Origin of the sequence: Pseudoxanthomonas suwonensis (assembly GCF_010093235.1) — a bacterium.
Lineage (GTDB): Bacteria > Pseudomonadota > Gammaproteobacteria > Xanthomonadales > Xanthomonadaceae > Pseudoxanthomonas > Pseudoxanthomonas suwonensis.
Genome location: NZ_PDWP01000064.1, coordinates 1 through 571, shown reverse-complemented (window position 1 = coordinate 571; position 571 = coordinate 1). Strand labels below are relative to the sequence as shown.

Here is a 571-nt window from a genome sequence, read left to right as displayed (position 1 = left end):
CATCTGCACTGGGGGATGAACTGGTTCGATGTCCGCATCGACCCGTTGCTTGTCCTGGAGCGGCCGTAACGCGGGTGGTTCACCCGCCTCGCGCGCGGCGGCGCGTTTTTCCAGCCCGCGGTCCGGAGCGCATCGGGGCGCGGTTCGATGTCCGCATCGACCCGTTGCTTGTCCTGGAGCGGCCGTAACGCGGGTGGTTCCCCCGCCTCGCGCGCGGCGGCGCGTTCGCCCACCTAGAAGCATCAAGCACATCGGGGCGCGATCGACGTGCGTATCGGTCCGCTGCCCGTGCTTGAGCGCCCGTAGCGCAGGTTGTCCACCGGCCTCGCGCGTGGCGACGCGTTCGTCCATATCAAGCATCGGGCGCACCGCGGCGCGACGTGCATCCATCCCCGGGCGGAGGCGCCAGTCCGACTGGCGGGGGGGACATGGCGGCGGCTTCGACGTACGTTTCGCTTCCAGGCCATCGCTGGTGTCCGCGCCATGAACCCGTTCCGCCGCCGCTTCGCCATGTGGTTCGCGTTTGCCGCCGCAACCGGCACCGGCGGCTGCGCGGCCTCCTCCCCGGCCA

1 protein-coding gene is annotated in these 571 nt (G+C 70.8%); it reads left to right on the top strand.

Going from position 1 to position 571, the window contains the following annotated elements; translation table 11 throughout:
- Window positions 1-312 precede the first annotated feature (312 nt).
- The coding region (locus CSC68_RS15845) for a hypothetical protein (protein WP_211365778.1) at window positions 313-571 on the top strand (259 nt) is incomplete at its 3' end.